Genomic DNA, 13,936 nt, shown 5'->3' with positions numbered 1-13,936 from the left:
CTACCGCCCCGGGATCCCTTCGGGCGCTTTCCCTTGCCCTATCCTTTTGGCGATGTAGAAAGTATGGCGAATTATCAAGTGTAAAATCAGCATGTCATTGTAGGGGATTTGGAGCCAATGCTCCACTGGCACAAACCACTTTCAAAAACTTACAAAACAATGACTTAAAAAAACCACACGTGGCAAAATCGAATTTGACCGCCCATTTTTCAATGGGTACAAAAAAACCGACCTCAAGAAGAGGTCGGTTCTTTGAGCTTACTAGGCTGTTTCACTCAAGCGTTGGCAAATACCAAGCTTAGAAGTGGTAACGAGCGCCTGTCAGCCAGTATACGTCATCGGTCAGGTCGCCCAGGCTGGTGTCGCGATCTACACGCGGTGCGTCAGCGTCAGCCACTTCAACGAAAACGTCGAAGTTGTTAGAGACTTTGTAGTAGCCACCAGCTGCCCAAGAGCGGCTAGTTTCGGCATCGTCACGCTCGATGTTGTAGTAATCGACGTTGAATGCCCAAGGACCAGTAGTGAAAGTACCACCGATACCTACGGAGTCGTAGCCGCCGCCGCGAGTTTCGTTAGCCGGACCAACGACATCGCCGCTGTTGTCACGACCTTCGTAACCCAGACGTGCAGAGAACTGATCGGTGAAGTCGTAAGAACCGACCAAACCGTACAGCATTTCGCCGTTACCGCCGCCACGAACTACGTCGTCTACGAAACCGAGACCAACGGTGACCGGGCCTTGTGCGTAACGAACACCACCTTGCGCGGCAGTCACACTACCTTCGTCAGTAGTACCAACGCCTTCCAGCTCTCCACGCTCGCTGTACTGCTTAGCCTGCAAGAAGGCAGTGAAGCCGTTCAGGTCAGGCGTGTAGTAACCGATGGAGTCACCACGAGACTGCTTGGCGTTACCGACGAACTGCAGGCCCTGGTCGATGTATACATCGAACGGCAGAGAAACGAACTGCAGGTAGAAGCTGTCGAAGTTACCGGCTTGGAAAGTACCGTACTGCTGGCTTTGCAGACCGAGGTAGCTCTGACGCAGCTCGTTGAAACCATTGCCAGCGTCTTCACGGCTAGCGCCATTGAAACGCCATTCCAGACGACCGAAAGCGGTCAGGTCGGAAGTTACGTCGTGGCTCATACGCAGCCCCAGACGTGAACCAACGTTAACAACGTCTGCGTCGTTGTTGATCTCACGCTCTTGGCTGTCGTACTCAGGACCGCCACCAGCGATACCAACGCCGATACGGCCGTAAACATCAAGACGAGTACCGTCCTGGTCATAAACAGTAGCGGCTTGGGCAGCAGAGGCGCCCAGTGCAGCAGCGATAGCAGTCGCTAACAGTGTCTTTTTCATGATGAGGTTCCTTAACTAGCTTACTGTTTCGATCGTTTCTGCTTGACGTTAGGCCTAAAGACGTTAGGTCTAAGCAGTTGGCTTACGGGCCATGCTCTTTTCTTCCCCTGCCATACTTAAGCTAACCCTCTCGGCAGCTTGTAGCAGTTCGCGGCATGTCCTCGATCAAGCCTTGTTATAGTCCAATGCTCGCACGACAAACTCTATACCGGGATTCTAGGGAACGCAATAGAAAAAAACAGTGTTTTTTTACTATTTGGTCGTTTTTTTGGAACCCTTGAGCGCCCAACAGGTCTCAGTGCGCTTTGTATTTTGCTTGAAGCCCTTTGAGCTTTTCTTCAAAGCTCAAAGGCGCTGACGGCTTGGCCGCTTGCTCTTTCAATGGAGCGCCCTTCTTGGCTGGCGTGGCTTTGCGGGCAGTCGACGAGCTGTTTTCAGCTTGGCAGGTTCGCTTAGAATCGCGTTTTTTTTCGGGCTTGGACTCGGAAGGTGCAGCGCCACCTTCGTGCACTCCCTTACCGGCTCTCTGAGCTTGGCTATTTTTCAGCGTTTTGCGCTTTTCGGCTGCATGCCGCGCTGCTTCTGCGTCTACCACCCCGGCTAAATTACCATCGAGATCGACACGTTCGGCACCCGAGCGAACCGCTTTGGCGTAGCGCGGTAGATTGATGTAGTTAGCCAGTGCCCGCCGAATCAGTTTGCTTGAACATTGCTCGCGCTGAATCAAATCTTGGTGTATCCCAACTTTTAGGGGCTTGGTATGCCCCTTGAAAAAGGCATTGGGGTAGCGCTCATACCAGGACTCTAACAAGGCGTGCGGCGTTAAGGAGTCAACAGAACCGGCGTCTGTTGCATCACCGGCCTCGGCTTGGGACCAACTCTCTTCTTCTATAGGCAACGTGACTGCTGTCATCGGCGCCACTGTCGGCTTATTCACCTGCTCGCTCTTGACCGCTCCAGCGGTTTTTCGAACCTCGTCAAGTGCCCGCTCTAAGCGTTGATTTTCTTCGCGTAGCGTTTTGAGCTCGGCTTGGGAGCGCGCCAATTGGGCTTCGAGGTCGTCGAGTAAGTGCAGCATGTCAGCAGCCATCGCCATCGTTGCTCGTCCTTATACTTGTAGATCGGTATTGTTTTGCGTGATCAATCGTCGCGGCGCTCGTAGACGACGAAGTCGTAGTCCGGCTGCCCCGCAGAAGGCTTGCCAGGAACGCGCTGCGTCTCTTGCCACTGCGCCTTGTCGATTTCCGGGAAGGTGGTATCGCCTTCGACGTCGACATCGACTTCGGTGACGTAAAGACGCTGCGCTACTGGCATCGCCTGGCGGTAGATCTCGCCGCCGCCCATGACCATGATCTCTTCGGCGGCTTCGATGGTGGCATGCTGATCGGCCAGCGCCAGCGCAGATTCGAGATCGAAGCAGACGCGAGTACCGGGAGCATCGAAGCTCTCGTCTCGCGTGATCACGATATTCAAGCGATTGGGCAGCGGCTTGCCAATGGAGGCAAAGGTCTTACGCCCCATGACCAACGGCTTTGCCTGGGTCATACGCTTGAAGAACTTGAGATCCTCGGGCAGATACCAAGGCAGCCTCCCTTCCACACCGATAACGCCATTACGCGCCATAGCAACGATCATCGCCACGGGCACTAGCGGTTCACGCACGGGAGACGAGCTCATACGGCGACCTCCGCTTTGATATGCGGATGAGAGTCATAGGCTTCGATGGCGATATCCTCGAAGCTAAAATCGAACAGCGAGGTCACTTCGGGGTTCAACGCAAGAGTGGGCGGCGCAAGCGGCGTCCGCGTCAACTGCTCCTGAGCTTGGTCGAAGTGGTTACTATAAAGGTGCGCATCGCCCAGCGTATGGACGAACTCACCAGGCTCGAGCCCGGTTACTTGCGCCACCATCGCAAGCAGCAAGGCGTAGCTTGCGATATTGAATGGTACCCCGAGAAAGATATCCGCGCTGCGCTGGTAGAGCTGGCAAGAGAGCTTACCGTTAGCAACGTAGAACTGGAACAGACAGTGACAGGGAGGCAGCTTCATCTCATCGACCTGCGCCGGGTTCCACGCCGACACGATCAGCCGCCGCGATTGGGGATTATGGCGAATTTGCTCCAACACGTTGGCGACTTGGTCGACGCTTCCGCCCTTGGGATTAGGCCAGCTGCGCCATTGGTAGCCGTAGACCGGGCCAAGGTCGCCGTTTTCGTCCGCCCATTCGTCCCAAATGCGCACGCCGTTCTCTTTGAGATAGGCGATATTAGTATCGCCTTTCAAAAACCACAGCAATTCATGAATGATCGAGCGCAGGTGGAGCTTTTTGGTCGTCAGCAGCGGAAAGCCCCGAGAGAGATCGAAGCGCATCTGATGGCCAAAAATGGAGCGAGTGCCAACGCCGGTGCGGTCCCCCCGGTCGACACCCTGCTCCAGCACGGTGCGCATGAGATCGAGATAGGGCTGTTCCAACGCAGGCGCGGTCGTGGGTGCAGTCACAGATTTTCCAGAGTCACGTGTAAAGTAAGCCTGTATTTTAGGGCGCCATGTGGAGCGGGTCTAGCTTAGTGCCGACTAGCACCGCTACGCGGTATTTTTTGCGCCGGCCTCCTATCAAACCACCGGTGCAGATACCGGCACCGCTGCGCGGCGCTTTCGCGGGTGCGCTATCGCTTACCCACGCTACAAACCCAGTCCCAACCGTAGCGTGGCGTAACGAGCGCAGCGAGGCACCCGCGAAGCGGCCGGTAGGCCACCCCATCAAGCCACGGTAATAAACACTGGCACCGCTGTCGCGGTGCTTTCGCGGGTGCGCTGTCGCTTACCCACGCTACGATATGCACTACCGCTCCCTGTAGGGTGGCGTAACGAGCGCAGCGAGGCACCCGCGAAGCGGCCGACAGGCCGCCCCATCAAGCCACGGTAATAAACACCGGCACCGCAGTCGCGGTGCTTTCGCGGGTGCGCTGTCGCTTACCCACGCTACAAACCCAGTCCCAACCGTAGCGTGGCGTAACGAGCGCAGCGAGGCACCCGCGAAGCGGCCGGTAGGCCGCCCCATCAAGCCACGGTAATAAACACTGGCACCGCTACGCGGTGCTTTTCGTACGGGCATCCACTGGCTGGCTACGAGACCAGGCCATGAGCAGCAGGCCGAAGGCGATCATGGGTAGGGTGAGGAGCATGCCCATAGTGACCCAGCCGAGGGCGATGAAGCCGATGTGGGCATCCGGCAGGCGGACGAACTCGACCAAGAAGCGGAAGGCGCCGTAACCCAGCAGGAAAAACCCGGAGACCAATCCACGTTGACGTGGCTTGCTGGAAACCCACCACAGAATGGCAAAAAGCACGACACCTTCGAGCAGCGCTTCATAAAGGGCCGAAGGGTGGCGCGGCTCGGGGCCCATACCGGGAAACGGCATGCCCCAGGGGGCAGAGGTGATTCGCCCTGGCAGTTCGTGATTGATGAAGTTACCAATACGCCCTGCTCCCAAGCCGATCGGCACCAGCGGCGCGATGAAATCGGTGAGGGTGAAAAACGCTAGCTGCTTGCGCCGAGCGAACCAGAGGGCGGCCAAGAGCACGCCGATCAGGCCACCGTGGAAGCTCATGCCGCCATCCCACACACGGAAGATCCATAGAATGTCCTGGGACCACTGTCCCAATCCATAAAACAGCGCATACCCGAGCCTTCCACCGGCCACCACGCCCACAGCGCAGTAGAACAGCAGGTCGCTTATATCATCTTTGGTGAGGCCGATCCGCCAGGCGCGACGGCACCCCAGCCACCAAGCGGCAACAAAACCGACGACGTACATCAAGCCGTACCAATGCACTTGCAGCGGCCCTAGGGAGATGGCGATAGGGTCTATGGTGGGATAATTGATCATTCCGATTCTCTATGGGGCAGGACTATTAAAAAATCGCACGTATAAACCGTACACGTAAACGGCAAAGCGGCCACGACTCAACGTGCCCCAGGCTTAGTCACCGTGGGTTTGATCGTATTGGGGAACCAAGTATTGACCATGCGCGCGAGGGTTTCGGGCTGATAGGGTTTTTCCAGCAGATCGTTCATACCGGCAGCGATGCAGGCGTCGCGCCCGGCGTTATCGATATTGGCGGTAAGCGCCACCATGACGCTTGGCGGACTGCCACTAAGCGTCTCGAACTCACGCCAGCGCTGGCTCGTCTGTAAGCCATCGAGCTGCGACATGAAGATGTCCATCAGGACTAAATCGTAGTGGCTGGCCTGCTGCCTTTCGAGCGCCTGTTCGCCGCTGCTGGCACCATCGACATCGAAGCCGTACCCTTCCAGCATCTGCCGCGCCAGCATGAGGTTGACCGGACCATCGTCGACAATGAGCACCTTGAGCGCGCGCGACTCGATGGTGGCATCATCACTCGCTAGGCCACTTTCTTGCACCACCTGCGCAAGCAAAGTACGGATATCGCTAATGCGCCCCTGCACGCCGGAGACGCGCTCACGGCAGTATGTATTGGCGCCTTCGCCGTTCGCCAGATCGTCTAGGTGGCCACTCAGGCTATCGATCTCGTTTTGCAACACGGTGAGATAGCCCGACTTCAAGCGTGACTCCTCGCGTGCACGATCACGCCCGGCCATCAAATGTTTGAGCTGTTGTTGCTGGTGGTGCAAGCCATCGAGCAGTGCCTGCTCGCTTTCGGCGCTGGCGTGCTCATCGAAGCGCTCCGCCCCTGCGCGGCTGCCCTGCATGCGCTGAACGAGCTTCGCCAGCAGTACGTTCAGCGCATGCAGATGATCCAACGGATGACGGGTCTCATCGGTCTTGAGGCTATAGGAAACGCCAGAGAGTGAGGTCGCCGTACTGAGCGCCGTGATATGCCGCTCGAGCTCGGTCAGCTCCATGACGAAGAGCGTGTCTTTATAGCGCGCCTTGCCTTTCACCAGCATGAGAAAGACACCTACGTTCATCCCGCTGCCCACCATCAGCGCCAGAGTCAACCATACGGCGCTGCCCCAGGCCAGAGCATCGGGCGAGAGCCACCACAGCGCCCAGCCCACCGCCAGCACCAGCGTAATCAGCGCCAGTTGAAGCAGCAAAAGCGGCCAAAGAATCGGCCAGACGACAGCATTCCAGAAATGCTCCTTTTTCTGCAGCGGCATGAGCGGGCTTCCCTGAATCTCGTTAACTCAGCGCAGAGCGCGCCGGACCTCGATGCCCGGCTCCAATCCCGGCAGTTTACGTTGCCGGTGAGGTAGTGTCATGTAGGATATAACCCTATGCCATGATCCCCTATTGGAGTTACCCATGTGCTTAATCGCCTTCGCTTGGCAACCTGGGCAGGCGATACCCCTTCGCTTGATCGGCAATCGCGACGAATTTTACGCCCGGCCGACGGCGGCATTGGCACGCTGGCAAGACAAACCGGAGGTAATAGGCGGACGCGATCTGGAAGCGGGCGGGACTTGGCTTGCAGCGCGCCATGGTATCGTCGCAGCCCTTACCAACGTGCGCGACCCGAGTTTGCCGATACCATCCAAGGCGCCCAGCCGAGGTGCCCTCGTCACTCAGGCGCTCGAAAGTGATGATATTGAGCGCTGGCTCGAAGCACTCGCCCAGGGCGGTGCCGCGCGCTATGCCGGGTTCAACCTGCTTGTCGCCACACCCACCACACTTTGGCATCTGCATCGCAGCCGTGAGCGGATAGCATTGAACCAGATCGCGCCCGGCGTGCACGGACTATCCAACGCAGACTTGAACACGCCCTGGCCGAAGCTCTCAAAGGCAAGAGAGGCCTTAGCTACTGCCGAGAAATTCTGGCCAGCGCGCCCCATCGATGCCCTGCTCGACACCCGCCAAGCGCCTGATGATCAGTTGCCGGACACGGGCATCGGCGTGGCGTGGGAGCGCTTTCTCTCCTCTCCCTTTATTCAAGGTGAAAAATACGGCACCCGCGCCACCACCTGGGTCACGCTGGCTAGGAACGGGGCCGTGGAGATGAACGAAAGGCGCTTTGGCCCCCATGGTACACCGCTAGGGGAAACGGCGTTATCAATAAGCTAACGCCTGCTAAGGCGCTTTAGTCGCGCGGGGGCAGCAGGTGCGCAAGCTCCCACTCGTCGAAGCGGCGTTCGAGGTGGCGATGCACTTCGGCAGGCGTATCCAACGCCATGATCTCCCCCAGCAGCGTTTGCGCATCGCTCAAGGTGACCCGGCGAATGGCCGCCCGCACCTTGGGTAGGCTCGGCGCGTTCATGGAGAGGCTGGTAAAGCCCATGGCCATGAGCAGCAGCGCTCCCGCCGGATCGCCCGCCAGTTCGCCGCATAACGAGACCGGTTTACGCAGGCGCTGGGCATCTTGAGACAGCTCTTGCAGCGCCCCCAAAAGCGCAGGATGAAGCGGGTCGTAAAGACCCGAAACGCGCGGGTTGTTACGATCCACCGCCAGCAGGTACTGGGTAAGATCGTTGCTTCCCACCGAGAAGAAATCGACGCGTTTGGCCAGCGCATCCATTTGATAGATGGTCGCAGGCACCTCGATCATAACGCCCACGTTTGGGCGCTTGATGGCCATGCCCTCTTCGCCCAGCTCGACGATGGCGCGGTCGAGCAGGCGCAGTGCATCGTCCACCTCCTCGGCGTTGGTCACCATGGGGAAGAGGATGGAAAGATTATTGAGCCCAACCGATGCCCTCAGCATGGCGCGTAGCTGCACCATCAGCACTTCGGGGTGATCCAAGGTAACGCGCATGCCGCGCCAGCCCAGAAAGGCGTTGGCCTCGTTGATGGGGAAATAGGGCAGATCCTTGTCACCGCCAATATCCAGCGTACGCATCACCACAGGTAGGGGCGCAAAGCCTTCGAGCTGCGAGCGATAGAGCCGCATCTGCTCCTTCTCGCCCGGAAAGCGCTCGGTGATCATGAAGGGCACTTCGGTGCGGTAAAGCCCCACGCCACCAATACAGCTCTTCAATAGCGCAGCGGCATCCACGGCCAGCCCCGTATTGACCATCAGCGGCACTTCGTGGCCGTCAGGAGTGACGCTGGGTAGGTTCTGCTCGTGTTCGAGCATCTCACTCAGCGCTTTCTCTTCGGCGATAAGGCTTCTATAGCGCGCTTCGAGTTCGGGCAGCGGGCGCACGAAAAGACGCCCGCGATGACCATCCAGCACCAGCGGCGCCCCATTGAGGCGCGGCAGCGGCAAGTCCATCATGCCAAGAACGGTGGGAATACCCATGGCACGCGCCACGATCGCCACGTGCGACGTGCTCGACCCCCGCACCGAAACCAGTCCTTTGAGCTTTTCCCGCGGCACCTCACCCAGCATGGCGACGCTGATTTCATCGCCTACCAGAATGGCGTCATCAGGATAGCTATCGGGCGAGGTCAGCGTGTCCTCTTGCAGGTAGGCCAACACGCGACGACCCAGATCGCGAATGTCGGCGGCGCGCTCGCGTAGATAGTCGTCATCGACCCGCTCAAGATACTGCATGTGCCGCCGCACCACATCGGCCAGCGCCCCAGGCGCCCACTGGCCTTCGCGAATGCGTTTTTCGACTTCGCCGGAGAGCGCAGCTTCGCTAAGCATCTGCTGATAGACGTCGAAAAGCGCCAACTCCTGCGAAGAGATTCGATTAGCCAAGCGCTCGGCCGCCGCGCGAATGTCTTCGCGGGTCTTTTCGATGGCCTCCTTCAAGCGCGCAATTTCGTACTCTTCATCGCTTGGAATCAAGTCGGGCACGCTGTTGAGATCGGCTGGCGGCACGATGACCACGGCCTTGCCCATGGCAATACCTGGCGCTGCCGCAACGCCCTTGAATACCGCTTGACCACCCGGCATCGCTGGGCGCACCAAATTGCCCGTTGCCAGGGCGTGGGCGAGCACACCGGCGAGCTGCGCGGCCATGGTGACCAGAAAGGCTTCGTCTTCATCGTCGTAGCGGCGCTTTTCTACCTGCTGAACGACCAGCACCCCCAGCATGCGACGCTGATGAATGATAGGGACACCGAGAAAGCTCGAGTAGCGCTCTTCGCCCGTGGCTTCGAAATAGCGAAACTGCGGGTGCGACTGGGCATCTTCGAGGTTCAAGGGTTCGCTGCGCTTGCCTACAAGGCCAACGAGGCCTTCGCCGATGGGCAGCATGACCCGACCGACCGCCTGGGTGCGCAGGCCGATGGTCTCCATCAGCACCAGTGCGTCGAGGGATTGATCGAAAAGATAGAAAGAGCAGACGTCGGTCTGCATCGCTTTACGGATACGCCGCACCATCGTCGCCAGGGCGGCGTCGAGGCTGCGTGCGCCGTTCACCTCCTGGATGATACGGCGCAACACTTCCAACATGGACGCTTTACTGTTCATTATAATTCGCCCTCATCCAGAGCCAGGCGCTGCACGCGGGGGGAAAGCTCGCGAAGCGCACGGCGGTAGACCTCCCGCTTGAACGGTACGACCTGACCCAAGGGGTACCAGTAGCTAACCCAGCGCCAGCCATCGAACTCCGGCTTGGGTGTGGCGGTCATGCAGATCCGGCTCTCCTGGCAGCGAATGCGCAGCAAAAACCACTTCTGCTTCTGGCCAATACAAACGGGCCGTGAATGTGTACGAATCATGCGTCGTGGCAGACGGTAGCGCAGCCACCCCCGGGTGCAGGCGACGATGTCGACATCGTCGGCGGTCAGGCCGATCTCCTCATAGAGCTCACGATAAAGCGCCTGCTGTGGAGTTTCGCTTGACTTGATGCCTCCCTGGGGAAACTGCCATGCATTTTGTCCTACACGACGCGCCCAAAGCAGCTGCCCCTGGTCGTTGGTAATGATGATGCCAACGTTGGGGCGAAAGCCGTCAGCGTCGATCACGGACTTCACCTTGTTAAATTTTCAGTTACCGCCATTTTTCCACAAGGACGACAACCCTATCAATATAAAAACCACCAATATAAAAACCCACCAATACAAAAACCTGGCGCTTTCACTCCCTGCGTTGGCGAAAGCGGGCGGCGCCTCGGTGGGCAAGGCGCAGCGACTCTGCGATAATCCACCGCCGCCTGGCCGCGTAACGACGTGGCAGACCGTTGATATGAGTCATTTATAAAAGCGCGTGGACGATATCCGTAAGGGGAGACGTTGTGAGTCTGGCTATTTTCGATTTGGATAATACGCTGCTGTCGATCGACAGCGACCATGCCTGGGGCGAATTCTTGCTCGAACAAGGCGCGGTCGACCCCATCGCCTACCGCGACGCCAACGAGCGTTTCATGAACGACTACAACGCTGGCACGCTGGATATCCACGCCTTCCTAGAAGTTGCCTTGAAGCCGCTAGCCGATAACTCCCCCGAGCAGCTCGCGGCCTGGCATCAGCAGTTCATGGCGAGCAAGATCGAGCCGCACGTTCTCGCCAAAGGTGAAGAGTTGCTGGCCCGCCATCGCACCAGCGGTGATACGCTTTTGATCATCACCGCCACCAATCGCTTCATCACTGCGCCCATCGCCGAGCGCTTGGGGGTGGATCACTTGATCGCCGTGGATCCCGAAGTGATCGACGGTCGCTATACCGGGCGCGTGGAAGGCGTACCCAGCTACCGCGAAGGTAAGATCACACGGCTGGAGGATTGGCTCGAAACGCAAGACGTCACTATGGACGATGCCTGGTTCTACAGCGACTCGCACAACGACATTCCGCTGCTCGAGCGCGTCGACAACCCCGTGGCGGTCGACCCCGACGACGCCCTTCGCCAGATCGCCATGGAGCGCAACTGGCGTATCATCAGCCTACGCGACTAACCCTCATGGCCTTCGATCCCGCCACGATGCTTAGCCTAACACTCGCCATCGCGGCGGCGGCGGCCTTATACCTGTTACTCGAATGGCGCAGCGTCAAAGAGTTCGCCCTGCTCTACTGGGCAGCGGGCTTCGCTACCGTCTTCGTGGGTTCGAGCTTATCGCTGCTGCGCGCCAGCGGGCATCTCTTCATCGGCATCTGGCTGGCCAATGGGTTATTAGTGCTGGCCCACTGGCTCTTTTTGCTAGGAGTGATCCGCTTCGTCGGCGAGCGCTTGCCCACTCTGTGGTGGTGCTGGATCGCCCTCTGGTGCGCCATGCTAGCGCTGCCCTTCGACCCAGCGGGCACCAAGATCTACCTGATCGTCAACTCGCTTATCGTGGGGCTGCTATCCTTGCGCGCCAGTGCGGCTCTCAAACTAGCGCCAGATGTCGCTACCCTCGGCACTCAGCAGCTGCGCTACGTACTGATGATCCACGGCCTCTTCTATGTGGCCAAAGGCACCATCACCCTGCTGCCGGGTACGCTGATCGACCTCACCGTTTTTCAGGGCACGATCATTCGTGTTTCGCTGGTCGAGGGCGTGATGGCGATACTGTTGATCGCGCTATCGATGACCGGCACGGTGCGCTACCGACGCGAGCGCCAGATCGAGCACCTCGCCGAGCGCGATCCGCTCACCGTTTTGCTCAACCGCCGCGGCTTCGAAGCTCGTGCCGCGCGCCGCTTGGCCGAGGTGTCGCCTAGCGCGCCCGGCGCACTCATACTGGTCGATATTGATCATTTCAAGCAGGTCAATGACCTACACGGCCACGCCGCTGGAGACCGGCTTCTGGTCACCCTGGCCGATCTGGCTCGCCAGATGCTACCTCCCGGCAGCCTGGAAGCGCGCCTGGGCGGAGATGAGTTCGCCTTCTTGATCAACGACACCAGCGCGGAGGAGCTTAGCCATATTGGCGAGACTCTGCGCCAACGTTTTCAACTGGCCGCGACCGCCTTCGCCGCTCCACAAACGGCGTCACTGAGCCTTGGCGTCATCCTATTCGACACCCCACCCAGCTCGCTCGATATCCTCATCGACCAAAGCGACCGCGCCCTCTACGACGCCAAACGCCGCGGCCGCAACCGCATGACCGTGCTGTAGCTATGGCCGCGCTGTGCACGGCATTCGCGGGTGCGCCTAACGGCTTACCCACGCTACAAATGGCAAGCTATTGCGGCACACCGTAGCGTGGCGTAACGAGCGACAGCGAGGCACCCGCGACGGCGGCGCCAGCCGCCCTGGGTTGTGCCACTGCATGCCATGGCCGCGCTGTGCACGGCTTTCGCGGGTGCGCTGCGCTTACCCACGCTACAAATGGGACGAATATTGCGGCACACCGTAGCGTGGCGTAACGAGCGACAGCGAGGCACCCGCGACGGCGGCGCCAGCCGTCCTGGGTTGTGCCACTGCATGCCATGGCCGCGCTGTGCGCGGCGTTCGCGGGTGCGCTGCGCTTACCCACGCTACAAATGGCGAGCTATTGTGGCACACCGTAGCGTGGCGTAACGAGCGACAGCGAGGCACCCGCGATGGCGGCGCCAGCCGCCCTGGATGGTGCCACCGCATGACTTGGCAGCAAACAAAAACCCCCGCAAGGATCGCTTGCGGGGGTTGGCCTTGCGGAGAAAGGCGATTAGCCGAGCAGGTGCTCGACGGCGGCGCGCTCTTCGCGCAGCTCTTTCTCGGTGGCTTTCATCTTCTCTTCGCTGAAGGCATCGATTTCGAAGCCTTGGACGATCTCGTACTTACCGCCCTGACAACGTACCGGGTAGGAGTAGATGATGCCCTCTTCGATGCCGTAGCTGCCATCGGCGGGAATGGCCATGCTGACGATGCCCTTGCTGCCGAGCGCCCAGTCGCGCATGTGATCGACGGCGGAAGAGGCCGCTGATGCTGCAGAAGAAGCACCGCGCGCTTTGATGATGGCGGCGCCGCGCTGCTGCACGGTGGGGATGAAGTCGTTCTCGTACCAGTCGCGCTCGACGAGCTCGGCAGCGGCCTTGCCATCCACTTTGCACTGGGCGATATCGGGGTACTGTGTGGCGCTATGGTTACCCCAGATGATCATGTTTTCGACATCGGTGACGTGCTTGCCGGTTTTCTGGGCCAGCTGCGTCAGCGCGCGGTTGTGATCCAGACGGGTCATGGCAGTGAACTGCTTGGCATCGAGATCCGGCGCGTTGGCGGAGGCGATCAGCGCGTTGGTGTTGGCCGGGTTACCGACGACCAGCACTTTGACGTCACGGCTAGCGTGGTCGTTGAGCGCTTTACCCTGTACCGAGAAGATAGCCGCGTTGGCTTCGAGCAGATCCTTACGCTCCATGCCCGGGCCACGCGGACGCGCGCCAACCAGCAGGGCGAAGTCTGCATCTTTGAAGGCTACGTTGGCATCGTCGGTGGCGACGATATCGCGTACCAGCGGGAAAGCGCAGTCGTTGACTTCCATCACCACGCCTTTCAGCGCGTCCATGGCCTGCGGAATTTCCAGCAGTTGAAGAATGACGGGTTGATCCGGGCCCAGCATGTCGCCAGCGGCGATGCGGAAAATGAGAGAGTAGCTGATCTGACCGGCGCCGCCGGTAATCGCAATACGTACGGGATCTTTCATCATTGCTCCTTGATAAGTACGTCTGAGGGTGGGACGGAACTCAAGAGGCCATGATGGTATGCCGACCGCTTGGAAAACTCAATCAGACGTGCGACTGGCTCGTATTACCACGCTCGCTCAAGCGCCGCCGTTACGCTATCGTAGCGGCTGCCTCATCGTCGT

At 59.2% G+C, this 13,936-nt stretch carries 13 protein-coding genes; 4 read left to right on the top strand and 9 right to left on the bottom strand.

The window, feature by feature from the left end:
- Positions 1-298 precede the first annotated feature (298 nt).
- From LLY24_RS07365 to LLY24_RS07340, 6 genes are all read right to left on the bottom strand, one after another.
- Positions 299-1,360 carry a porin gene (locus tag LLY24_RS07365; RefSeq protein WP_259035636.1) on the bottom strand — a complete coding sequence of 354 codons (1,062 nt, stop codon included), beginning with the start codon at positions 1,358-1,360 and terminating at the stop codon, positions 299-301.
- 295 nt (positions 1,361-1,655) lie between these two features.
- Positions 1,656-2,456, bottom strand: a complete 801-nt coding sequence (locus LLY24_RS07360) for a ProQ/FINO family protein (RefSeq protein WP_259035635.1) — start codon at positions 2,454-2,456, stop codon at positions 1,656-1,658.
- Positions 2,457-2,500: 44 nt separating this feature from the next.
- Complete coding sequence (locus LLY24_RS07355; protein ID WP_259035634.1) at positions 2,501-3,037, bottom strand: dihydrofolate reductase; 537 nt, start codon at positions 3,035-3,037, stop codon at positions 2,501-2,503.
- Entirely contained in the window at positions 3,034-3,807 is a 774-nt protein-coding gene (locus LLY24_RS07350; RefSeq protein ID WP_259035964.1) for a thymidylate synthase, read from the bottom strand. The genes LLY24_RS07355 and LLY24_RS07350 overlap by 4 nt, the downstream gene beginning before the upstream one ends.
- A 641-nt stretch (positions 3,808-4,448) precedes the next feature.
- The gene (gene lgt, locus LLY24_RS07345; RefSeq protein ID WP_259035633.1) at positions 4,449-5,249 is read right to left on the bottom strand and encodes a prolipoprotein diacylglyceryl transferase; all 801 of its coding nucleotides are present in this window, start codon (positions 5,247-5,249) and stop codon (positions 4,449-4,451) included.
- 77 nt (positions 5,250-5,326) lie between these two features.
- Positions 5,327-6,505, bottom strand: a complete 1,179-nt coding sequence (locus LLY24_RS07340; RefSeq protein WP_259035632.1) for a response regulator — start codon at positions 6,503-6,505, stop codon at positions 5,327-5,329.
- 145 nt (positions 6,506-6,650) lie between these two features.
- On the opposite strand from LLY24_RS07340, the gene LLY24_RS07335 reads away from it, so the two are divergent.
- Complete coding sequence (locus LLY24_RS07335; RefSeq protein ID WP_259035631.1) at positions 6,651-7,406, top strand: NRDE family protein; 756 nt, start codon at positions 6,651-6,653, stop codon at positions 7,404-7,406.
- Positions 7,407-7,422: 16 nt separating this feature from the next.
- On the opposite strand, the gene ptsP is transcribed toward LLY24_RS07335, so the two are convergent.
- Positions 7,423-9,684 carry a phosphoenolpyruvate--protein phosphotransferase gene (gene ptsP, locus LLY24_RS07330; RefSeq protein ID WP_259035963.1) on the bottom strand — a complete coding sequence of 754 codons (2,262 nt, stop codon included), beginning with the start codon at positions 9,682-9,684 and terminating at the stop codon, positions 7,423-7,425.
- A gap of 17 nt (positions 9,685-9,701) precedes the next feature.
- A complete protein-coding gene (locus LLY24_RS07325) occupies positions 9,702-10,199 on the bottom strand; it encodes an RNA pyrophosphohydrolase (protein ID WP_259035630.1) in 498 nt (165 codons plus the stop codon).
- Between the two features lie 10 nt (positions 10,200-10,209).
- On the opposite strand from LLY24_RS07325, the gene LLY24_RS07320 reads away from it, so the two are divergent.
- From LLY24_RS07320 to LLY24_RS07310, 3 genes are read left to right on the top strand one after another with little or no spacing between them, the layout of a single operon-like run.
- Positions 10,210-10,434 (top strand): hypothetical protein, encoded by a 225-nt coding sequence (locus LLY24_RS07320; protein ID WP_259035629.1) that lies wholly within the window; start codon positions 10,210-10,212, stop codon positions 10,432-10,434.
- Positions 10,435-10,468: 34 nt separating this feature from the next.
- The gene (locus tag LLY24_RS07315; RefSeq protein ID WP_259035628.1) at positions 10,469-11,125 is read left to right on the top strand and encodes a histidinol-phosphatase; all 657 of its coding nucleotides are present in this window, start codon (positions 10,469-10,471) and stop codon (positions 11,123-11,125) included.
- A 5-nt stretch (positions 11,126-11,130) separates the two neighbouring features.
- Positions 11,131-12,267, top strand: coding sequence for a GGDEF domain-containing protein (locus LLY24_RS07310; RefSeq protein WP_259035627.1), 1,137 nt, complete (start codon positions 11,131-11,133; stop codon positions 12,265-12,267).
- A gap of 532 nt (positions 12,268-12,799) precedes the next feature.
- Here the strand turns inward: LLY24_RS07310 and LLY24_RS07305 are convergent.
- Positions 12,800-13,774, bottom strand: coding sequence for a malate dehydrogenase (locus LLY24_RS07305; RefSeq protein ID WP_259035626.1), 975 nt, complete (start codon positions 13,772-13,774; stop codon positions 12,800-12,802).
- Positions 13,775-13,936 lie beyond the last annotated feature (162 nt).

Source organism: Halomonas dongshanensis (assembly GCF_024790395.1).
Lineage (GTDB): Bacteria > Pseudomonadota > Gammaproteobacteria > Pseudomonadales > Halomonadaceae > Vreelandella > Vreelandella dongshanensis.
The sequence above is the reverse complement of the archived record's forward strand: the minus strand, read 5'-3'. Positions and strand labels throughout refer to the sequence as shown.

Coding starts and splice junctions, on each gene's coding strand:
- LLY24_RS07360 (WP_259035635.1), bottom strand. CDS start 2,456: ATGGCGATGGCTGCTGACATGCTGCACTTACTCGACGACCTCGAAGCC.
- LLY24_RS07335 (WP_259035631.1), top strand. CDS start 6,651: ATGTGCTTAATCGCCTTCGCTTGGCAACCTGGGCAGGCGATACCCCTT.
- LLY24_RS07355 (WP_259035634.1), bottom strand. CDS start 3,037: ATGAGCTCGTCTCCCGTGCGTGAACCGCTAGTGCCCGTGGCGATGATC.
- LLY24_RS07310 (WP_259035627.1), top strand. CDS start 11,131: ATGGCCTTCGATCCCGCCACGATGCTTAGCCTAACACTCGCCATCGCG.
- LLY24_RS07305 (WP_259035626.1), bottom strand. CDS start 13,774: ATGAAAGATCCCGTACGTATTGCGATTACCGGCGGCGCCGGTCAGATC.
- ptsP (WP_259035963.1), bottom strand. CDS start 9,684: ATGTTGGAAGTGTTGCGCCGTATCATCCAGGAGGTGAACGGCGCACGC.
- LLY24_RS07365 (WP_259035636.1), bottom strand. CDS start 1,360: ATGAAAAAGACACTGTTAGCGACTGCTATCGCTGCTGCACTGGGCGCC.
- LLY24_RS07350 (WP_259035964.1), bottom strand. CDS start 3,807: ATGCGCACCGTGCTGGAGCAGGGTGTCGACCGGGGGGACCGCACCGGC.
- LLY24_RS07340 (WP_259035632.1), bottom strand. CDS start 6,505: ATGCCGCTGCAGAAAAAGGAGCATTTCTGGAATGCTGTCGTCTGGCCG.
- lgt (WP_259035633.1), bottom strand. CDS start 5,249: ATGATCAATTATCCCACCATAGACCCTATCGCCATCTCCCTAGGGCCG.